At 63.2% G+C, this 19,787-nt stretch carries 16 protein-coding genes and 1 riboswitch; of the genes, 10 read left to right on the top strand and 6 right to left on the bottom strand.

The window, feature by feature from the left end:
- Positions 1 to 41: 41 nt before the first annotated feature.
- Both NKH71_RS18955 and NKH71_RS18950 read right to left on the bottom strand, forming a co-directional pair.
- Positions 42 to 650, bottom strand: coding sequence for a TetR/AcrR family transcriptional regulator (locus NKH71_RS18955; protein WP_023716752.1), 609 nt, complete (start codon positions 648 to 650; stop codon positions 42 to 44).
- A 250-nt stretch (positions 651 to 900) separates the two neighbouring features.
- Positions 901 to 2,541, bottom strand: a complete 1,641-nt coding sequence (locus tag NKH71_RS18950; RefSeq protein WP_352895262.1) for an acyl-CoA synthetase — start codon at positions 2,539 to 2,541, stop codon at positions 901 to 903.
- Positions 2,542 to 2,729: 188 nt separating this feature from the next.
- Here NKH71_RS18950 and NKH71_RS18945 point away from each other — a divergent pair, with 188 nt between their 5' ends.
- Positions 2,730 to 3,695: a sugar-binding transcriptional regulator gene (locus NKH71_RS18945; protein WP_352895261.1), complete on the top strand. Its 966-nt coding sequence runs from the start codon at positions 2,730 to 2,732 to the stop codon at positions 3,693 to 3,695.
- Between the two features lie 85 nt (positions 3,696 to 3,780).
- Positions 3,781 to 5,835, top strand: a complete 2,055-nt coding sequence (locus tag NKH71_RS18940; RefSeq protein ID WP_352482688.1) for a bifunctional aldolase/short-chain dehydrogenase — start codon at positions 3,781 to 3,783, stop codon at positions 5,833 to 5,835.
- Between the two features lie 73 nt (positions 5,836 to 5,908).
- Here NKH71_RS18940 and NKH71_RS18935 read toward each other — a convergent pair whose 3' ends face one another.
- The 4 genes from NKH71_RS18935 to NKH71_RS18920 form a co-directional block, all read right to left on the bottom strand.
- Positions 5,909 to 6,754, bottom strand: coding sequence for an acyl-CoA thioester hydrolase/BAAT C-terminal domain-containing protein (locus NKH71_RS18935; RefSeq protein WP_352547520.1), 846 nt, complete (start codon positions 6,752 to 6,754; stop codon positions 5,909 to 5,911).
- A 156-nt stretch (positions 6,755 to 6,910) separates the two neighbouring features.
- Entirely contained in the window at positions 6,911 to 7,966 is a 1,056-nt protein-coding gene (locus NKH71_RS18930) for a substrate-binding domain-containing protein (protein WP_352895260.1), read from the bottom strand.
- A 46-nt stretch (positions 7,967 to 8,012) separates the two neighbouring features.
- Positions 8,013 to 9,008 (bottom strand): ABC transporter permease, encoded by a 996-nt coding sequence (locus NKH71_RS18925; RefSeq protein ID WP_023716746.1) that lies wholly within the window; start codon positions 9,006 to 9,008, stop codon positions 8,013 to 8,015.
- A gap of 83 nt (positions 9,009 to 9,091) precedes the next feature.
- Complete coding sequence (locus tag NKH71_RS18920; RefSeq protein WP_352895259.1) at positions 9,092 to 10,603, bottom strand: sugar ABC transporter ATP-binding protein; 1,512 nt, start codon at positions 10,601 to 10,603, stop codon at positions 9,092 to 9,094.
- A 135-nt stretch (positions 10,604 to 10,738) separates the two neighbouring features.
- Between NKH71_RS18920 and mtnK the strand changes: the two genes are divergently transcribed.
- The 8 genes from mtnK (at position 10,739) to NKH71_RS18880 (ending at position 19,724) form a co-directional block, all read left to right on the top strand.
- Positions 10,739 to 12,010, top strand: coding sequence for an S-methyl-5-thioribose kinase (mtnK, locus tag NKH71_RS18915; RefSeq protein ID WP_352884687.1), 1,272 nt, complete (start codon positions 10,739 to 10,741; stop codon positions 12,008 to 12,010).
- Positions 12,007 to 13,101, top strand: coding sequence for an S-methyl-5-thioribose-1-phosphate isomerase (mtnA, locus tag NKH71_RS18910; RefSeq protein WP_352856051.1), 1,095 nt, complete (start codon positions 12,007 to 12,009; stop codon positions 13,099 to 13,101). Before mtnK ends, mtnA begins: the two co-directional genes overlap by 4 nt.
- A 183-nt stretch (positions 13,102 to 13,284) precedes the next feature.
- A complete protein-coding gene (locus NKH71_RS18905; protein WP_352482884.1) occupies positions 13,285 to 14,169 on the top strand; it encodes a helix-turn-helix domain-containing protein in 885 nt (294 codons plus the stop codon).
- A 131-nt stretch (positions 14,170 to 14,300) separates the two neighbouring features.
- On the top strand, positions 14,301 to 14,960 hold the full coding sequence (locus NKH71_RS18900; RefSeq protein ID WP_023716741.1) for a 2Fe-2S iron-sulfur cluster-binding protein: 660 nt from the start codon (positions 14,301 to 14,303) through the stop codon (positions 14,958 to 14,960).
- A gap of 3 nt (positions 14,961 to 14,963) precedes the next feature.
- Entirely contained in the window at positions 14,964 to 15,950 is a 987-nt protein-coding gene (locus tag NKH71_RS18895; protein WP_352895258.1) for an FAD binding domain-containing protein, read from the top strand.
- Between the two features lie 71 nt (positions 15,951 to 16,021).
- Positions 16,022 to 16,492 (top strand): nuclear transport factor 2 family protein, encoded by a 471-nt coding sequence (locus tag NKH71_RS18890; RefSeq protein ID WP_352482698.1) that lies wholly within the window; start codon positions 16,022 to 16,024, stop codon positions 16,490 to 16,492.
- A 98-nt stretch (positions 16,493 to 16,590) separates the two neighbouring features.
- A complete protein-coding gene (locus NKH71_RS18885) occupies positions 16,591 to 18,900 on the top strand; it encodes a xanthine dehydrogenase family protein molybdopterin-binding subunit (RefSeq protein WP_352895257.1) in 2,310 nt (769 codons plus the stop codon).
- Positions 18,901 to 19,027: 127 nt separating this feature from the next.
- Positions 19,028 to 19,174, top strand: a riboswitch (FMN riboswitch).
- Positions 19,175 to 19,250: 76 nt separating this feature from the next.
- On the top strand, positions 19,251 to 19,724 hold the full coding sequence (locus tag NKH71_RS18880) for a 6,7-dimethyl-8-ribityllumazine synthase (RefSeq protein WP_352482699.1): 474 nt from the start codon (positions 19,251 to 19,253) through the stop codon (positions 19,722 to 19,724).
- Positions 19,725 to 19,787: the final 63 nt, after the last annotated feature.

Below are 19,787 nucleotides of genomic sequence, written 5' to 3'. Positions count from 1 at the left end.
GGGATGAATTGCCGACATCACCGCCCGACGGGCGGCAACGGTCATTTCTTCAAGGCTCTGATGGCAAACTCGGTAAGCTCGTCCGGCGTCGCCCGGTTCTTCTTGGCGAGGCATTGGGCCATCATCTGCGGATGACAGAGGCTGATAATAGCAGCGCCGAAACACCTGGACGCGATCACCGGATCCTGATCGACGAACTCGCCGGTGGCGATGCCCTCGCGGATCACTTCCGCGACCAATTCGTGGATGCTGTCGATGTGCTTTTCGATGACATGCCAATCGCGTTCGATGGCGACGATGACCATCTCGTGCACTTTCTCCTGGTCGATCATGGTCTCGAGCGTCCACTGATAGTGCGTATGCACATAGCGGCGGAGCTTCTCGCTGGCGGTGCCGGGACCATGGCAGGCTTCGTAGGTCAACCGGTAGCAGGTGGCGAGCATACGGCCGCAAACCGCCTGGTGAATTTCCACCTTGGAGGCGAAGAAGCGATAGATGTTGGCGGTCGACATGCCAAGTTCGCGCGCTATGTCGGCGACGTTGGTCTTGCCGTAGCCGTAGTGGCGGAACAATCGCTCCGCGCAATCCAGGATGCGCGTGACATTTTCCTGGCGGGCGGAATCGGCGGTGGTGTCTAAGGTTTCAAGCATCTCGTTGGCCAAAATTTACGACTGACGAATTTAGAATTTCGTCACTCGTAAATTGAAAACCATCACCTGTCAAGACATGATTTCGGCCAGCTGACGCCACTGATGACAGATGGGGACATCTCTGGACGGAGTTGGCCCATGAAGCGCATGTGGTTCCCGCCGGGCACGCCTGCAACACCGCGCGTCTTTTTGAACGCACAGGATTTTGAAATGATGCCTCCCGAAATCGGTTCCGTTTTCGGGTCAGGCGCTAAGGCTGCTTCGCCATCTCCCGCAGCCGGAACTTCTGGATCTTGCCCGTCGAAGTCTTGGGGATTTCTGCAAAGATCACCGCTTTCGGCACCTTGAAGCGGGCGAGCAGCGCGCGGCAGTGCTCGATGATTTCGGCCTCGGTTGCCGCCTTGCCCGGCTTCAGCTCGACATAGGCGACCGGCACCTCGCCCCATTTGTCGTCGGATCGGGCGACAACGCCACAGGAAGCAACGGCGGGGTGCTTGTAGAGCGCCTCCTCGACCTCGATCGAGGAAATATTCTCGCCGCCGGAGATGATGATGTCCTTGGAACGGTCCTTGAGTTGGATGTAGCCGTCCGGATGCATGACGCCGAGGTCGCCCGAATGGAACCAGCCGCCGGCAAAGGCCTCGTCGCTCGCCTTGCGGTTCTTGAGATAGCCTTTCATGACGATGTTGCCGCGGAACATCACCTCGCCGATCGTCTCACCGTCGGCCGGCATCTCTTGCATCGTCTGCGGGTCCATCACGGTCAGACCTTCGAGCGCGGCATAGCGCACGCCTTGCCTGGCCTTCTTCGCCGCCCTCGCCCCCTTCGCAAGCCGGTCCCACTCGCCATGCCATTCGTTGACGACGGCCGGGCCGTAGGTTTCGGTCAGGCCGTAGAGATGGGTGACGGCAAAACCCGCATCGGCCATGCCCGACAGCACCGCCTCAGGCGGCGGCGCCGCGGCGGTGTTGAAGGTGACGGTCTGCGGAAACTGCCGCTTGTCCTCGTCCCTGGCGTTGATCAGCACCGACATGACGATCGGCGCACCGCAGAGATGGGTGACGCCGTGATCGGCGATGGCGTCATAGATCGGCTTCGGCCGCACCCAGCGCAGGCAGACATGGGTGCCGGCCTGTACGGCAAGCGTCCAGGGAAAGCACCAGCCGTTGCAGTGGAACATCGGCAACGTCCACAGATAGACCGGGTGTTTGCCCATCCCGGCATGGATGGTGTTGGCATAGGCCATCAGTGCCGCGCCCCGATGGTGGCAGACGACGCCCTTCGGATTGCCTGTGGTGCCGGAGGTGTAGTTGAGCGATATGGCGTCCCATTCGTCGTCCGGCATCGACCAGGCGAAATCCTCGTCGCCGCCGGCGACAAACGCCTCGTAGTCGAGCGTGCCGATCCGCAGGCCCTTGGCATAGGGCGCGTCGGCGGCGTAATCGGGATCGTCGTAGTCGATCACCAGCGGCTTGACCTTGGCCAGCGTCAGCGCTTGTCGAACCACGCCGGCGAATTCGCGGTCGACGATCAGCACCTTGGTTTCGGCATGGTCGAGCTGGAAGGCAATGACCGCGGCGTCGAGGCGGGTGTTGAGCGAATGCAGCACCGCCTTGGTCATCGGCACGCCGAAATGCGCTTCCAGCATCGGCGGCGTGTTGGACAGCATGACGGTAACGGTGTCGCCCCTGCCGATGCCGCGCTTCGCCAGCGCCGAGGCAAGCCTCAGCGAGCGCTTCCAGAAATCGCGATAGGTCGTGCGCTGGCGGCCATGGATGATGGCGGTCTGGTCGGGAAAGGTTTTTGCCGCCCGTTCAAAATAGGTCAGCGGCGTCAGCGGCTGGTGGTTGGCCGGGTTCCGGTCGAGGTCCTGTTCATAGGGATTGCCCATCCCGTCCTCCGCAATGTGTTCGTCGAGAACTTTAGCTACCGGCTTCCGGCCCGTCACCACCAACGATGCCATCATAGACCGCGCTTGGCACAAGAATGGTCTAGATTCGGCGAGCGCAAGGGCATCTATGCCTTCCTCCCAATTTGACTTTTGTCGAGAGCCGTGACTAATGTCAGCGAGGAGATGGTATGGCGATCCGACCGGCAGAACAGCTTATCCACAAGGCCGCCTGGCTTTACTATGCACACGGCCTGCGCCAGGACCAGGTGGCCAGCCAACTCAAGATTTCCCGTGCCTCGGTGGCCATGTATCTGCGCAAGGCGCGCGAGACCGGCATCGTCAACATCTCCACCTCGACCCAGCTTTTCACCGACGACGTGCTGGCACGCAAGCTGGAAGACGCGCTTAAGCTCGACGCGGTCTGGATCGCGCCGGAAAACGGCTATGTCGCCGATCCGTCGACCGACATCGCGGTGCTGGCGGCAAGCGTCTTTCTTGAGTTGGTCAGGAAGGGCGACCGTATCGGCGTCGCCTGGGGGCGGACCATCTACACGATCGCCGACATCATGTCCTATGCCGACCTGCAGGACGTGACGGTGGTGCAGCTCTGCGGCAATCTGGGAGCACCCTATTCGTACCGGCCGGACCAATGCACCATGGAAATCGCGCGCCGGCTCAATGCCAAGGGGCTGAATTTTTACGCGCCGCTGGTGCTGACGACGGAAGAACTGGCACGCGGCCTGCGCGCCGAACCGGTGATCCGCGAGCAGTTGTCGGGTATCGGTGACTGCGACCTGGCGCTATACTCGGTTGGCTCGGTGGATACCGACAGCCATCTGGTCAAATGCGGCGCGCTGACGCCAAGCGAAATGGCTGCATTGCGCAAGGCGGGTGCAGCCGGCGTCATTGCCGGGCAGATCATCGATACCGAAGGCCAGGCGCTCGACTGCAGCTACAACCGCCGGCTGATTTCGGCAGAGCTGTCATCGCTGCGCCAGATCGAAAAGCGCCTTGTGGTGGTGCAGGAAGAGAGCAAGTTCGAACCGCTCGTCGCGGCGATCGCCGGCGGGCTCTGCACCCATCTCGTCGTCGGCGCGCGCATGGCGCGACGGCTGCTCGACCATGCCGGAGCAGTAGCAGACAAGGTCGCCTGATACCTAGTTTCAGTCGCCGACGCATTGTCATCAGGGCGTCGCGGCATTCCTGTTCACAACAAAAGAGAAATCGGACGAAGCTGACATGAAGAACCTGTGGAATGACGGCGACGCGGAGAAGCTGGTCGCCGACTATGCAAAGAAGGGTGTGGCCCGCGACCTGGCGCTGCGCGTCTATACGACCAGGCTGCTGGGCGGCGAGCCGCGGCTCGTCCTGCATGGCGGCGGCAACACCTCGTGCAAGACCAAGGCCACCGATCTTGTCGGCGACGAATGGGACGTGCTCTGCGTCAAGGGCAGCGGCTGGGACATGGGCGTCATCGAGCCGCAGGGCCTGCCGGCGGTCAAGCTCGGCGCGCTGTTGAAGGCGCGGTCGCTCAAGAAGCTCTCCGACGAGGACATGGTCGCGCTGCAGCGGGCGAACCTGATCGATCCGTCCTCGCCCAACCCTTCGGTCGAGACGCTGCTGCACGCCTTCCTGCCGCACAAATTCGTTGACCACACGCATTCGACCGCAATCCTGGCCATCGTCGACCAGGAGGACAGCGAGGCGCTGAGCAGAAAAGTGTTCGGCGAGAAAATGGGGTTCGTGCCTTACATCATGCCGGGCTTCGATCTGGCGAAGGCTGCCGCCGATGTTTTCGACGCCGACCCGACGGTCGAAGGCCTGATCCTCGACAAGCACGGCATTTTCACCTTCGGGGACGATGCCAGGCAGGCCTATGACCGGATGATCCATTATGTGAACGTCGCCGAGGATTTCATCGCCAGCCACGGCAAGCCGCGCACCGAAAAAGCGGCCTTGCCGGCCAGATTGGCCAAGCCCGCGGACATTGCGCCGATGCTGCGCGGCGCGGTGGCGGTGGCACGCGGCGAAGGCCGCTTCGACCGCATGGTCAGCGATTTCCGCACCTCGGATGCGATCGTCGATTTCATCAATTCGGCTAGAATTGCCGACTATGCCGGACGCGGCGTGTCGACGCCCGACCTGTCGATCCGCATCAAGACCGGACCGATGGCACTGCCGGCGCCCGACGCGGACAATGTCGGCGACTACAAATCCGTCATCCGCCAGCATGTCGAAAAATTCGCCAAGGACTATCGCGCCTATTTCGAAACCAACGATGCGCTCGACGACGTGAAGCGCACCATGCTCGACACGATGCCACGGCTGACGCTGGTGCCCGGCCTCGGCATGTTCGGCCACGGCCGCACGCTCAAGGACGCGAAGATCGCCTCCGACGTCGGCGAAATGTGGATCGAGGCGGTACGCGGCGCCGAAGCCGTCGGCGATTTCCGCCCGCTCTCCAAAGCCGATCTGTTCCCGCTCGAATACTGGTCGCTGGAACAGGCCAAACTCGCCGCCAACAAGCCGAAGCCGCTGACCGGCCAGGTGGTACTGGTCACCGGCGGCGCCGGCGCGATCGGTGCTGCCACGGCAAAGCTATTCGCCGACAACGGTGCCCATGCGGTGGTCGTCGATGTCGACGGGTCAAGAGCTGCCGAGGCCGCCAAAAAAGCCGGTAACGGTTCGATCGGCATTGGCGCCGACATCACCGATCCGGAGCAGATGCGCGCTGCGTTCGACAAAGCCGTCGCCGTCTTCGGCGGCCTCGACATTCTCGTCTCCAATGCGGGCGCAGCCTGGGAGGGCCGGATCGGCGAGCTCGACGACGCCACTTTGCGCAAAAGTTTCGAACTCAATTTCTTCGCCCACCAGTCGGCGGCGCAGAATGCCGTGCGCATCATGCTCGAACAGGGCACCGGCGGCGTGCTGTTGTTCAATACCTCCAAGCAGGCGATCAATCCGGGACCGAAGTTCGGCGCTTACGGCATCCCGAAGGCGGCAACGCTGTTCATGTCCAGGCAATATGCGCTCGACTACGGCGCGCAAGGCATCCGCTCCAATGCCGTCAACGCCGACCGCATCCGTTCGGGGCTGTTGACCGACGCCATGATCGCCAGCCGCTCGGGCGCGCGCGGCGTATCGGAGAAGGAGTACATGTCCGGCAACCTGCTCGGGCAGGAAGTGACGGCCGAAGACGTCGCCCAGGCCTTTCTGCATCAAGCGCTGGCCGATCGGACCACAGCCGATGTGACGACGGTCGACGGCGGCAACATCGCGGCGGCGCTGCGGTAGGCGGAACCGGCCGAGACAGGCACGCAACTCGGAATTTTGCGACACGGCCATGGAAGGCATTCTCGAACTGCTACTACAGCAGGCCTCGGATGCCTTCCCAAGCCTTTCTGCCCAGCTTTGAATCGGCCTCGTCATTGCCTCCATGTGCGTGCAATGTCGAGCGTGGTGTGCTCTCGCCTGGCAACAGAATGCGGTGTCCCGCATCCGGCGACGAAATGAGATGAGTGACCTTACCTGCTTCGCCGCGCCGCCTAATAATATCTCGGGCGAACGATAGGGAAGGCCACAGCGCATCGTTGCCACCGGCGACAAGCAGAAGCTCGGCCGATATGGTCTCAACGGGGATGGTCGCCGCATTCGATTCGCTCTTGAAGGTTTTCAAACAGCATTCGAAAAGCCCCCTGTAAGATACCAGGCCATCCACATACTCTCGTGTCCAATCTGGATCTGCCGGCACAAACGGCAGCGCGATACCGTTGAGCGACCATGAGGATCGTTCAGGCCAACTGGCACCATCCCGGCCCGCACCGATATTCCCCCAAACTACCGATGACGGGCTGATCGCGACCACCGCGTTGATTCGCTGGTCATGGACCGCGGCAAGCAATGAGGCCTCGGCACCTTTGGATGTGCCGACATAAACGATGCGACGGCACCCTGTTTCAATGAGATAGTCTGTTGCTGCAAAGAACGTTTCCAGGGGAATTTCACATATTCCCGGAATCTGGCCCTCGCCGCCAAACCACTGCAACGCCAAGGCCGACGTACCGGCATCTGTAAAAAGCCGCGCGCGCCCGACATCAACACGACCACTCGATCCACCCAACACCACAACGCCCGTGGTGGCCTGCGAGCGTCGGAAAAATGTTCCGGCGACGACACCGGTCGGACTTTCCTCTCTTACCGCATGCGCCTCCATGTACCCGTCGAATCCTGGGTTCAACCGTCCAATCGGCCTGCAAATCGGAGACTGCGACAATTGAAATTCGGCAGTCCGGCGCGCCAGACATCTTCGACAAAAAAGCCGCCTGCAGCAAGCTGCTGCAGGCGGCTATTGTTTTGCTCGTGCCGAAAGTTACTTCGCGTTCGGGTTCGGCATCCAGGCCGGCATGGCGACATCGGCATGGGCGAACTGCGGCAGCTTGGCCGAGAGGTCTTCCATGTTCTTGATGTCCTTGTCGAGCAGGTCCTTCTGGGTGATCAGCGTCGGTGGCACGATGACGTTGTGGCCGGGATCTTCGCCGGCCAAGAGCTGCGCCAGCGCACGCACCGAGACCTGGCCGACGACGGCCGGGTTGGTGGCGGCGGTTGCCGCCCAGGCGCTGTCGGGCTCGCGCATCGCGGCGATGTCGGAGGTCGAGATGTCGGCCGAATAGATCTTGATATCCTTGTTCAGCCCGGCCTCGTCGACGGCGATCTTTACGCCCTTGGCGAATTCGTCATAGGGCGCGAACATCACCTTGATGTCGGGATGAGCCGACAACACCGAGCGAGCCTGGTTGGCAACCGAATTGGCGATCGGATTGTCGAGCGTGCCGAACATGGCGGCTTCGTTGATGCCCGAATATTTCTTCTTGAATTCGACCCAGGTCTCGTTGCGGCGATCGAGCGGGGCGATGCCGGCGACATAGACATAGCCGGCCTTCCAGCTCTCGCCATTGTCTTTGACCGCCTGTTCGAGCGCCAGGCGCGCGAGGTCGCGGTCGGACTGTTCGATCTGCGGGATCTTGGGGTTTTCGACATTGACGTCGAAGGCGACGACCTTGATGCCGGCATCGACGGCACGCTGGGCGGCGTCCTTCATCGATTCCGTCAATCCGTGCTGGATGATGATGCCCTGGACGCCGAGCGCGATGGCCTGGTCGACCATGTCCGCCTGAAGCGCCGCGTCCTGACGGCTGTCGAGCACGCGCAGGTCGACGCCGAGCGCCTTGGCCTGCGCCTCAACGCCGGAGAGATAGGCCTGGAAGAAGTCGCCGGTCGAGAGATAGCGGACCAGCGCGATCTTGACGGCACCCGGCTTGTCGAACGGCGCCGGCCTGTCCTGCGCAATTGCCGGCAACTGCATCAGCAATGTTGCGCCGGCAAGCCCGAGCGCTGCTTTCCCCAAAAGTCTTCTTGTGACGTTCACGTCGTTTCCTCCACTTGTTGAACCCAAAATGTGACCCGGTCGAACCCTATCTCCTGCCCCTGCCGGACAGGGCGAAGGTGAAGACAAGGGCGACCACGAGAACCACGCCCTTGACGAAATCCTGCGTGTAGTAAGGCGCGTTCATCATCGTCAGGCCCTGCAGCAGCACGCCGACAAACACCGCGCCGACGGCCGTGCCGAAGGCGTTCGGTTTGGCGGCGCCGAGAACCGCGTAACCGATGAGTGCCGCAGCCACCGCGTCGAGCAACAGATTATTACCCGAGGCGATGTCGCCGCGTCCAAGCCGGGCGGCGAGCAAAATGCCGCCGATCGAGGCAAAAACCCCAGAAATAACGTAGGCCCAGATTTTGTATGCCTTGACAGGCGCGCCGGCGAGTTCGGCAGCGCGCTCGTTGCTGCCGACGGCGTACATCATGCGGCCGAAACGGGTGTATTCGAGAAAGAACCAGATCAGCACCGCCAGCACGAGCAGGACGACGACCGACACCGGAATGAGGTTCGGGATGAAGAAATCGAAGCGATGGCGGCCAAGCGCCAGGAACGCGGCGCCGAAGCTGCCGTTGGCGACCGAGCCGTCGGGCATGGTCATGCCGGTGGCGATCGAACGGCCCTCGGTAGGGATGCGCTGCAGGCCGACGAGCAGGAACATCATGCCGAGCGTCGCCAAAAGGTCCGGCACCCGCATATAGACGATCAGCCAGCCATTGATGAGGCCGACAACGGCGCCGATCACAAGACAGGCGACGACCGCCACGACGGCATTCTGCTCCAGCACCACCATGACGTAGGCAGCCGCCATCATGGCGCTGGTGGCGACCGAGCCGATCGACAAGTCGAAGCCGCCGACGACCAGCGTGGCGGTGACGCCGAGCGCCAGAACCCCGGTGATGGCGACCGACTGGAAGATGAAGACGGCGCTTTGCGGCGACACGAAGCCATCGGCGGCAATGGCGAAATAGGCGATCAGACCGAACAACAGGACGATGAAGCCATACCGGATGGCACGGTCGCGCAGGATCATTCAGCGCTCCCGCACGCTGGCACTGTCTTTACCCAACCTGAACTCATGCCCTCTCCATTCCAATTCTCATCGTCTTCCTGCCGTCAGGCTGCGCTGTGCAACGGCCCGCCCGCCACTTCGGCCAGCAGCCGCTCGAGATCGACATCGGTGTTGCGGTGCTCGCCGACGATCGTCTGCTCCGACATCACCAGAATGCGATCGGCCGTCTCCAGGGCCTCGTCGAGTTCGGTGACGAACAGCAGCGTCGCGCGGCCGCTGGCGCTGGCCCGCAGCTTGGCGGCGATATCGCGCCTGGCCGAAATGTCGACGCCCTGAAATGGCTCGTCGAGGATGAAAAGCCTTGCGGTCTGCGATATCCAGCGGGCGACCATCACCTTCTGCTGATTGCCGCCGGAAAGCGACGACATCTCGTCCTTCTCCGAGCGGCAGACGATGCCCAACTCCTGGATCTGCTGGCGGGCAATGGCGCGTTCGATGCGGCGCTTGAGGACGCCGAGACGCGACATTCGCCTGTGGAACGGCAGGCTGATATTTTCCTGGATGTTGAAGTCGCCGACGATGCCGTTTTCGCCCCGGTCCTTGGCGACGAGAAACACGCCGGCGGCAATCGCTTCGCCCGTCGACGCCGGAGCATAGGGTTTCCCGTTCAGCACCATGGTCCCGGACAGCGGCTGGCGCAAGCCGAACAGCGTCTCGGCGAGCGCGGTCTTGCCGACGCCGACGAGGCCGGTGATGGCGACGACCTCGCCGTCGCCGAGCGTCAGCGAAATCGGCCTGGCGCCTTCGGCAATCCGCAAGCCGTCGGCAATAAAAATTGATTTGGCCGAATTCCTGGCGACGATCCGCTCGAGTTGGATCTTGCGGCCGAGCATGGCGTTGACCGCACCTTCAAAATCCAGCGGCTTCCTGTCGAAGATGCCTGAGATGACCCCATCGCGCATCGAAATGATGCGGTCGGCAAGCCGTCTGATGTCAGACATACGGTGCGAAATGTAGAGAATGGCTACGCCTTGCTGGCGAAGCCGGTCGAGCAATGCGAACAGCCGGTCGGCTTCGGCACTGGACAGCGAGGAGGTCGGCTCGTCGAGGATCAGCACTTTCGGCCGGTGCGCCATGGCGCGGGCGATCGCCACCATCTGACGATCGGCCAGCGAGAGATGGCTGATGCGGGCCTTGAGGTCGATGGCCAGCCCCATGCGGTCGGCAACCGCCTTGGCCTCACGGCGCACCCGGCCTGGATTGAACAGCGTCGGCACGCCGCTGCCGCTCAGCCTGTCGAGCGTGAGGTTGGTTGCGACGTCGAGGTCGGCGACGACGCCGTCATTGATGTTCTGGTGGACGGTGACGACGCCGGCGCAGATCGCCTCGGCCGGCGTTTTCGGCGCAAAGTCCTGACCGACAAGCGACATCGAGCCGCCGCCATGGTCGTAGACGCCGCTGATGATCTTGACGAGGGTGGATTTGCCGGCGCCGTTGGCACCCATCAGCACGGTGACTTCGCCGGCATGCAATTCGAGCGAGACGCCGCCAAGCACCTCGATATGGCCAAAGGATTTCCTCAGGCCGTCGACGCGGAACACGGCATCATTGCCCATTCGTTCCTCCCTGACCGTGACGCTATGGGCTATATCGGCAATTGTCAACACGATTGACAATTGCTAGCGGGCTTCCTAGCTTGGCCCGACCGCCATGGCTCCGCTATCATCGGAGCACATAAGCGGGAGGTGAGGATGACTGGGAAATCGCCGTTCGAAGCACTGTCGGTCGAGACACTGGCGGGCCGTCTCCGTGCCAACGGGGCTCTGTGTTCGCAGATCGGCAAGGATACGAGCCGCTGGAAGATCCGTGAAGTCGGCGACGGCAATCTGAACCTGGTGTTCATTGTCGAGGGTGCTGAGGGTGCGGCCGTCGTCAAGCAAGCCCTGCCCTACGTCCGGCTGGTCGGCGACAGCTGGCCACTGCCGTTGAAGCGCTCCTTCTTCGAATATCATGCGCTGACGCGGCAACAGGCGCGGGCGCCGGATTCCGTGCCTGATATCTATTACTTCGACGAAGGCCAGGCGCTGATCATCATGGAATATCTGTCGCCGCACATTATCCTGCGGCGGGCGCTGATCGAGGGCCGGCAACTGCCCAACATCGCGAAAGACATCGGCCTGTTCATGGCCCGCACGCTGTTTCGCGGCTCCGACCTGCATATGGCGACCAAGGACCGCAAGGCCGATCTGGCGCTGTTCGCCGACAATGTCGAACTCTGCGACATCACCGAGAACCTGGTTTTCTCGGACCCGTATTTCGATGCCAAGATGAACCGGCACACCAGCCCGCAGCTCGATGGCATTGTCGCCGAGCTGCGCGCCGACCGCGACCTCAAGGTCGAGGCGCAGCGGATGAAGCACCTCTTCGCCGCCAATGCCGAGACGCTGCTGCATGGCGACCTGCATTCCGGCTCGATCATGGTCACCGACACCGAAACGCGGATGATCGACCCCGAATTCGCCTTCTACGGTCCGATCGCCTTCGATGTTGGCATGCTGCTCGCCAATTTCTGGATGGCGTTCTTCTCGCAGCGCGGCCATGAGCAGAATGGCAAGCGCGACGCCATGCGCGCCTATCTGCTCGACGTCACGGTCGAGACATGGTCGGTATTCCGCGCCGAGTTCTCGCATCTGTGGCGAACCGAGCGCACCGGCATACTCTACCAGAAGAGCCTGTTCGAGGATCAGGGCGACAGTCTTGGCGCCGAGCAGGCGCTCGACCACATGCTGCATTCGATCTGGACCGATCTGCTCGGCTTTGCCGGCGTCGAGGTTCACCGGCGAATTCTCGGACTTGCCCACAATGCCGATTTCGAGACCATTGCCGATCAGGATCTGCGCGCCAGATGTGAGGCAAAGGCGCTGAAATTCGGCCGTCACCTCGCCGTCAACCGGCGCCAGATCCACAGCATCGACGAGGTCAACCAGTTGGCCGCGCTGATCGAACGGGAGAGCAGGATTTGAACGTCGGTGACCGCCACTACCGCACCATCTGGCCGAGTGACGACGGGCGTTCCGTGGAGATCATTGACCAGCGCTGGCTGCCGCATGATTTCCGCATCGAAAAGATCGATACCGTCGCCGGCATCGCCACGGCAATCCGCGACATGTGGGTGCGCGGGGCGCCGCTGATCGGCGTCACCGCCGCCTATGGCGTCGCCATGCAGATGGCCGACGATCCGTCGGATGCGGCGCTCGACGCCGTCTGGGCAACCCTGCACGAAACGCGCCCGACGGCGATCAATTTGCGGTGGGCGCTGAATGAAATGCAGCGCTTCCTGTTGGCGCTTCCCCTGGCAGAACGTGCCGCAGCCGCCTATCGGCGTGCCGGCAAGATCGCCGACGAGGATGTCGGCCTCAACCGCGCCATCGGCGCCCATGGGCTCGAAATCATCAAGACGATCGCGGCGCGCAAGCAGCTGGGCGAACCGGTCAATATCCTGACCCACTGCAACGCCGGCTGGCTGGCCACCGTCGACTACGGCACCGCCACCGCGCCGATCTATCTGGCGACGGAAGCCGGCATTCCAGTCCACGTCTATGTCGACGAAACGCGACCGCGCAACCAGGGCGCCCAATTGACCGCCTGGGAGATGGCCGGCCACGGCGTGCCGCACACGCTGATCGTCGACAATGCCGGCGGCCATCTGATGCAGCGCGGCCAGGTCGACATGGTCGTCGTCGGCACCGACAGGACCACCGCCGACGGCGATGTCTGCAACAAGATCGGTACCTATCTCAAGGCACTGGCCGCCGCCGACAACGACGTGCCGTTCTATGTCGCGCTGCCGTCGCCGACGATCGACTGGACGGTGGGCGACGGGTTGGCCGAAATCCCGATCGAGCAGCGTTCGCCCGACGAGGTCTCGCTGGTCTGGGGCAAGACCGCTTCCGGCGAGATTGCCCAGGTCCGCGTGTCGCCGGAAGCCACGCCGGCGGCCAACCCCGCCTTCGACGTGACGCCGGCGCGGCTGGTCACCGGCTTGATCACCGAACGCGGCGTCGCCACGGCCTCGCGCGAAGGCCTGAAGGCGATGTTTCCCGAGCGCGGATGATCCGCTTTGGAGTGCCAGGAGGCGCGCTGGATTTTGCCTGATCTCACGATTTCTTGAACACGGCGCGGTTAAAAACGTCCGTTGCCTGTCCCAGATGGACGGTCGTATGCGTAGCGGCGGGGCGGCGCAACGCTCAAGCCGGGGCTGACCACGGCTCGGCGAGTGAACCAGCGGGATGCCGCGATGTCATTCAGACCGCTGCTTGGTGACGGACGGGTTCGGAGCCAGGAGGAAAAGTCGGAGCCCCTGCAAACCGCGTCATGGGTCAGCTCCTCGATCGTTTTCGACAACCGGCGGTGGGCGTGCCGGGAGGCGGAGCTCCGCTGGACAGCCCCTCATCATCTGATCGTGCTGACCGAAGAAGGCGGCACGTCCCATACGTCTATCCGGCACGAGGCAAGATCCCTCTACGACGGAATGGATCGTCCCGGAGCCCTCACCTTCGTCCCGGCAGGCGCGGAGCGACAGGGCTTCTATCGCGATGTAAACCTCTCCTATTCAGCCCTGTGGATCGATCCCGATATCGGGCTTCCCGGATGCGAACGCCTGAGGAACCTGCCGATACTGGTAAACAAGAAGGACGCGGTCGTCGCCACGCTGCTGAGTTCGCTTCGCGACGAGATGGCCCTCGGTCACAAGCCGGACACTGCCTATGTCGAGCATCTGGTGGCCCTCGTCAGCCTCCGCGTGGCCAACCTGAGCCGCGAGCAACAGCCGCTCGTACGTCACGGCTGTCTCAGCCGCCGAGCACTTGGTCGAGTTCGGGATTATATCGATGCACGTATGAATTCCGACATTTCGCTAAGCGAGCTTGCAGCTGTCGCCGACTTGGCCGTCGACAGTTTTGCGCGGCGCTTCAAGGCGACGACCGGTCTTGCCCCCTATGCCTATGTAATCGAGGAACGGGTGCGGCGAGCGGAGGCACTGTTGCGCGAAACGGGTTTGTCGATCAGTACCATTGCCTTTCGGCTCGGCTTTTCAAGCCAGAGCCACTTCACCACGACGTTCCGGCGTCTCAGGGGCATGACGCCTCGTGCCTATCGGGTGAATTCTTCTCCAGAATCCTGATAGTGCCGCCGGTTTCTTGAAAGAAAGCCGCTGCGTGCGCCCCCACCTCCAGTGTCGATGACCGAACCCGAGGGTCCGCTGTCGGGGTCAAATTGCCGTCTGCGTCCTTCATTGCGACTGGGAGATCTTGCATGGCCAAAACAGACAACAGGAGGGGGCCAACGCGTCGAACCGTGTTGGAGGGCGGGGTGGCGACCGGGGTGCTCCTGGCTACCGGGATACCGGTCGGCGCCGAGCCGGCCGACACCGTCACGGCGACGGCATCTGGCACGCCGGTACCGACGATGCCGATATCGTTGCGGATCAACGCGAAGGACCTTGCCGTCGAACTCGACCCGCGGACGACGCTGCTCGATGCCCTGCGCAACCATCTCGGCCTCACCGGCTCGAAGAAGGGCTGCGATCACGGCCAGTGTGGCGCATGCACGGTGCTTGTCGATGGACGCCGGATCAATTCCTGCCTGACGCTTGCCGCAATGCATGATGGCGACGAGATCACCACGGTCGAGGGCCTTGCCGAGGGTGACCGGCTGCATCCGGTGCAGGCCGCCTTCGTCGCCCGCGACGGTTTCCAGTGCGGCTACTGTACGCCAGGCCAGATCTGCTCGGCGGTCGGTATGCTGGGCGAAGCCAAGGCCGGCTGGCCGAGCCATGCGAGCGCCGACGTGGCAGCGGCTTCCGTCGCTCTCAGCGATGCCGAGATCCGCGAGCGGATGAGCGGCAACATCTGCCGTTGTGCCGCTTATCCGAACATCGTCGCTGCAATCCGCGACGCGGCAGAGGAGGCATGAGCAATGCAGTCCTTCACTTATGAACGTGCAACGAGTGCCCAGCAGGCGGCCGCCGCGGTCGCGGCCCGGCCGGACGCCAAGTTCATCAGCGGCGGCACCAACCTGCTCGACCTGATGAAGCTCGATATCGAGCGCCCAGCGCATCTCGTCGACATCAGCCGGCTGCCGCTTGATCGGATCAAGGAGACGGCAGAAGGCGGGCTTCGGGTCGGCGCCCAGGTCCGCAACAGCGATCTTGCCGCCGACCCGCGGGTGAGGTCCCGCTATCCGATGCTCACACAAGCGCTGCTGGCGGGAGCGTCCGGCCAGATACGCAACAAGGCCTCGACCAGCGGCAATCTCCTGCAACGCACGCGCTGCCCCTACTTCTACGACCGCAACATGCCCTGCGACAAGCGCCAGCCGGGTTCGGGCTGCACGGCGCTTCAAGGCTTCAACCGCATGCACGCTGTACTGGGCGCGAGCGAAGCCTGCATCGCGGTCCATCCTTCGGACATGGCGGTCGCCATGTCCGGGCTCGACGCCAGGATCGAGACCGTTTCGCCCGGCGGCGAGACCCGCACGATCCCGATCGGCAATTTCCATCGATTGCCCGAGACGATGCCCCATGTGGAGACCGTGCTCGGCCACGGCGAAATGGTCGTCGCGGTTACCCTGCCGCCGCCACCACCCGGCCGGCAGCTTTACCGCAAAGTGCGCGACCGAGCTTCCTACGCCTTCGCGCTGGTGTCGGTGGCAGCAATCGTCGAAAAAAGCGGCGATCGTATCCGAAGCGCTCGGATCGCCATGGGCGGCGTGGCAGCGAAACCCTGGCGCGCGACGGAGGCGGAGCGCGGGCTGGCAGGCGCAGCGGCGTCCGACGATACCTTTACCGACGCTGCCGAAGCCGCGCTCGCCGGAGCCGTTGGGCATGGCGCCAATGACTTCAAGATCCCGCTGGCGAAACGAACGGTGCGGCACACACTCGCTGCTGCCGTCGAGAGTGCGTGAGGCGACACGATGACAGAGACGACGACCCCGAACAGCGGTTCCCAGATGCAGGCGACGAGCAGGAGATCGATATGAAACTCACGCGACGCGCCGTTACCGCCGCGGGTGGCGGCCTTTTTGTTTCTGCCGCCGCAGCTTGGGGCGCCACATCCGACCCGGGAGCTCGTCACGTGCTCGAGGCCGCCGTCGACGCCTTCTTTGCCGGCTGGGCCTCCGGCGACTGGACGGCATTCCTTGATTGTTGCGATGAGACGATGACCTTCCAATTCCCTGTCGGCGAGCAACGAGGCCGACACGGACCGCCAGACGGCAAGCCGGCACTCGCAGCCTGGACCGCCGCGCATCAAGCGCAAGGAAACAGGATCACGAAATCGACCGTCGATCTCAAGCTCTTCGCCGCCGACTGGGTCATCGTCTGCGATCGCGGGAGCGGGACAATCAGCGGCGCGCCCTACACTGGCCTGCATGCGATCTTCATGCGCGCCGGCCCGACAGGGAAGCTGGTCGAGTTTCGCGAGTATTTCGGCGAGATCGCCGCGTGAGCTCCGGCCGCTGCGCGACGAACATGAAGGTGCGAGGAAAGAGGCGTCGTCGCGGCCTCGATGCTTCCGAACTCCAAATGAAAATCTTTAGGTGACTTATGAACGAGACCATACCCGGACTGCCCGGCTCCGCCACCCATTCAAGAGTGAAACCGCGTCCCGGTGCTGGCATCATCGGGAGGCCGATCGACCGCATCGACGGTCCGCTCAAAGTGACGGGCGGCGCCACATACGCTTACGAGAATGAGCTGGATGGTACAGCCTATGGCTACATTCTCGGCGCCGCCGTCGCCAAGGGCCGCATCGCCGAGATCGACACGACCGAAGCCGAACGGGCGCCGGCAGTGCTGCTCGTCATGACGCACCGCAATGCGCCGGCCCAGCCGGATTTCGGCCCGGCGGTCACGCCGACGGTGCCGGAGGTCTTCACCCGCGCCCGGCCCGCGCTCAACAGCGATCGGGTGCGGTATTGCGACGAGCCGGTCGCGCTGGTCGTTGCGGAGACATTCGAGGCGGCACGCGCTGCTGCGGGCCTCATCAGAGTGCGCTACGACGAGGAGCCGGGCCTCTACGATCTACCGGGACATATCGCCGACTCCTACGCGCCAAAGCGGACCAATGCCGGCTTCGAGACCGACAGCGTGGTCGGCGACTTCGAGCGCGCCTTTGCGACGGCGCCGATCAAGATCGATGCCACTTACCGGACCCCCTTCGAACATCACAATCCGATGGAGCCGCATGCGACGCTCGCCGCCTGGTCAGGCAACGAGCTGACGATCCGTACATCGGCGCAGACCCTCGCGAACTTCCGGGCCGGCGTCGCCAGCACGCTTCGCATCCCGCTCGAGCGGGTGCGCATCGTGAGCCCTTTCACCGGCGGGGGCTTCGGCTCCAAGCTGATTGCCCATGCCGATACGATCCTGGCCGCACTTGCAGCGCAGGTCCTGCAGCGCCCCGTGAAGATCGCGCTGACGCGGCAACAGATGTTCGCCAATGCCGGTCACCGTGCAGAGATGATCCAACAGGTACGTCTCGGCGCGGATACCGATGGGCGGCTCACCGGGATCGCGCACGATGTCTGGTCCGCGACGTCCAGCTTCGAGGAGTACTGCGAACAAACGGCAGTTTTTGCGCGCTCGCTCTATGCGGCGCCGAACCGTCTCACCCGCCATCGCCTGGTTCCGCTGGACATCAACCGCGGCGAATGGATGCGCTCGCCCGGCGAAGCGCCCGGCATGCTGGCTTTCGAATGCGCCATGGATGAACTCGCCGAGCAGGTCGGCCTGGACCCGATCGAACTCAGGATCCGCAACGAACCGGCTCAGGATCCCGAGCGCGGAGTGCCGTTCTCCACCCGCAATCTCGTCGCCTGCATGGAGGAAGGCGCCCGCCGTTTCGGTTGGAAGCGGAGAAACCCGACACCGGGCCGAACCCGGGAGGGCCGGAAGCTCATCGGCTACGGCATGGCGGCGGCGATCCGTCCGAACTACATCGGCGCGGCGACGGCGCGAGTTGCGATCGACCGGGACGGTCGGGTGACGGCGCGGCTCGACATGACCGATATTGGGACCGGCACCTATACGATCCTGACCCAGATTGCCGCCGAGAGCCTCGGCGTGCCGATCTCGTCTGTCAAGGTGGAGCTCGGCGACAGCCGTTTCCCGCGTACCGCCGGCTCCGGCGGGTCCTGGGGCGCAGCAAGCGCGGGTTCGGCCCTGTATAATGCGTGCAACGCCCTCAAGGAACGGATCCTGGACGCGGCGCAGTCGAGCGAGGCCTCGCCGTTGCGCGGCGCGAACGCCACCGAGGCAAGATTTGCCGACAGCGAAGTCAGGATCGGCCAGCGATCGGCGAGCCTGGCCGATCTCATCGGGAGGATCGCTCCCGACGGGTTCGAGGCCGAAGGCTCCGTAGCCGCAGGCGCCACCACCGAGTCATACAAGACTTATTCGCAGCATTCGTACGGAGCGCATTTCGCCAAGGTCGCTGTCGATTGCGACACCGGTGAAATCCGCATGCGCCGGATGCTGACTGTGGTCGGCGCGGGCCGTATCCTCAACCCCAAGACTGCACGCTCGCAAATCATCGGCGGCATGACCTGGGGGATCGGTGCGGCGCTGATGGAGCAGACGGTGCTCGATCCGCGCTATGGCCACTTCGTCAATCACGATCTTGCCGAATATCACGTCCCGGTCAATGGCGACGTCCCCGAGATGGAAGTCGTCTTCCTCGAGGAAGATGACGACAAGGCCAATCCACTTGGCGCGAAGGGTCTCGGCGAGCTCGGCGTCTGCGGTGCGGGGGCTGCCGTCGCCAACGCCATCTACAACGCGACCGGCGTGCGAGTGCGTGAATTCCCCATCACCTTGGACAAGGTGCTGCCCGCCTTGCCCGTGATCGCCATTTGACGCTGCAACTTATCAGCGCCTCCCTCGCCCTCAAAGTGACCAAGTCGGAACGGATCGCCATTTCTGCGCCATCGGCGACGACGTCGGCGGTTGACAGCGCTATCCGGTCCTTCCATACAAACGCCGTCAATGTTCTCAGGGCGGGGTGAAAGTCCCCACCGGCGGTAAGGGTCTCGGCCCAAGCCCGCGAGCGCTTTCCGGTTAGCCGGAGGGGTCAGCAGATCCGGTGAGATTCCGGAGCCGACGGTCACAGTCCGGATGGAAGAGAACGAATGGAAGACGGTCCGCTTTCGCGGTTCGGACTCCGTATCGTGCGTCCTGATTCTGGTTGGAAACGGAAGGATGGACCCATGAATCAGCATTCCCAGAACGACTATGAAACGATCCGCGTTGCCGTCATTCGGGCGCGCTGGCACGCCGATATCGTCGACCAATGCGTTGAAGCATTCGAGGCGGAACTGGCGGTTGTCGGGGAGAAACGCTTTGCCGTCGATGTCTTCGATGTGCCGGGCGCCTTTGAGATTCCCCTGCATGCAAAGATGCTTGCCGAGACCGGCCGCTATGCCGCTATCCTCGGCGCCGCGTTCGTCGTCAATGGCGGCATCTACCGGCATGAGTTCGTGGCGAGTGCGGTCATCGACGGCATGATGAACGTGCAATTGTCGACTGGCGTGCCGGTGCTTTCGGCGGTGCTGACGCCGCACAACTACCATGACAGCGCTGACCATCACCGCTTCTTCTTCGAGCATTTCAGGGTCAAGGGCAAAGAGGCGGCCGGTGCCTGCGTGCAACTGCTGGCGACACGCGAACGCATCGCGGCGTGAAATCTCCGTCGCAGGGTGGAAATCCCGGTAAGGCGCTGTAGTATCTCACGAAAACTAGGGAGG

It is taken from the genome of Mesorhizobium sp. M0983, assembly GCF_040318975.1.
Lineage (GTDB): Bacteria > Pseudomonadota > Alphaproteobacteria > Rhizobiales > Rhizobiaceae > Mesorhizobium.
The sequence above is the reverse complement of the archived record's forward strand: the minus strand, read 5'-3'. Positions and strand labels throughout refer to the sequence as shown.

What these genes read in the sequence shown, in the direction of transcription:
- NKH71_RS18920 (WP_352895259.1), bottom strand. Translation starts at nt 10,603, where the DNA reads ATGGGCAATGATGCCGTGTTCCGCGTCGACGGCCTGAGGAAATCCTTT.
- NKH71_RS18880 (WP_352482699.1), top strand. Translation starts at nt 19,251, where the DNA reads ATGAATCAGCATTCCCAGAACGACTATGAAACGATCCGCGTTGCCGTC.
- NKH71_RS18945 (WP_352895261.1), top strand. Translation starts at nt 2,730, where the DNA reads ATGGCGATCCGACCGGCAGAACAGCTTATCCACAAGGCCGCCTGGCTT.
- NKH71_RS18890 (WP_352482698.1), top strand. Translation starts at nt 16,022, where the DNA reads ATGAAACTCACGCGACGCGCCGTTACCGCCGCGGGTGGCGGCCTTTTT.
- NKH71_RS18925 (WP_023716746.1), bottom strand. Translation starts at nt 9,008, where the DNA reads ATGATCCTGCGCGACCGTGCCATCCGGTATGGCTTCATCGTCCTGTTG.
- NKH71_RS18955 (WP_023716752.1), bottom strand. Translation starts at nt 650, where the DNA reads ATGCTTGAAACCTTAGACACCACCGCCGATTCCGCCCGCCAGGAAAAT.
- NKH71_RS18940 (WP_352482688.1), top strand. Translation starts at nt 3,781, where the DNA reads ATGAAGAACCTGTGGAATGACGGCGACGCGGAGAAGCTGGTCGCCGAC.
- NKH71_RS18935 (WP_352547520.1), bottom strand. Translation starts at nt 6,754, where the DNA reads ATGGAGGCGCATGCGGTAAGAGAGGAAAGTCCGACCGGTGTCGTCGCC.
- NKH71_RS18900 (WP_023716741.1), top strand. Translation starts at nt 14,301, where the DNA reads ATGGCCAAAACAGACAACAGGAGGGGGCCAACGCGTCGAACCGTGTTG.
- NKH71_RS18950 (WP_352895262.1), bottom strand. Translation starts at nt 2,541, where the DNA reads ATGGGCAATCCCTATGAACAGGACCTCGACCGGAACCCGGCCAACCAC.
- mtnK (WP_352884687.1), top strand. Translation starts at nt 10,739, where the DNA reads ATGACTGGGAAATCGCCGTTCGAAGCACTGTCGGTCGAGACACTGGCG.
- NKH71_RS18885 (WP_352895257.1), top strand. Translation starts at nt 16,591, where the DNA reads ATGAACGAGACCATACCCGGACTGCCCGGCTCCGCCACCCATTCAAGA.
- NKH71_RS18905 (WP_352482884.1), top strand. Translation starts at nt 13,285, where the DNA reads ATGTCATTCAGACCGCTGCTTGGTGACGGACGGGTTCGGAGCCAGGAG.
- NKH71_RS18895 (WP_352895258.1), top strand. Translation starts at nt 14,964, where the DNA reads ATGCAGTCCTTCACTTATGAACGTGCAACGAGTGCCCAGCAGGCGGCC.